1 protein-coding gene is annotated in these 413 nt (G+C 73.6%); it reads left to right on the forward strand.

The window, feature by feature from the left end; all coding sequences use genetic code 11:
• Nucleotides 1-54 precede the first annotated feature (54 nt).
• Nucleotides 55-413, forward strand: a 359-nt coding sequence (locus RM572_RS29475; RefSeq protein ID WP_311676400.1) for a GNAT family N-acetyltransferase, incomplete at its 3' end; no start/stop codon positions are given.

Here is a 413-nt window from a genome sequence, read left to right on the forward strand (position 1 = left end):
CATGCTGAAGGACGGCCCCGGCGCCGTCCGTCGCCCCGGGGCTGGGGGAGCACGATGAGCGACCTGTGGACCGGGGAGAAGGTACGCCTGCGGGGCATCGAACCGGCGGACTGGGAGGGCTTCCGCGCCCTGGCCCTGCACACCGTGGACGCCCGCAACGCCGACGTGGTCGAGCCCCCGCGCTCGGACGAGAGCTTCCGCGCCTGGGCCGCCGAGCGCGCGGCCCGCACGCCGAACCCCTCCGCGTACCAACTGGTCATCGAGACCCGCTTCGAGCACGCCTTCGTCGGCGCGGTATCGGTCGGCGAGACGGACGCCCGCGCGGGCCGTTTCCGTACGGGCATCGAGGTCACCCGCGAACACCGCCGCCAGGGCTACGCGGCCGAGGCCACCGAACTGGTCCTCACCTACAT

Source organism: Streptomyces hazeniae (assembly GCF_031845485.1).
GTDB classification, from domain to species: domain Bacteria; phylum Actinomycetota; class Actinomycetes; order Streptomycetales; family Streptomycetaceae; genus Streptomyces; species Streptomyces hazeniae.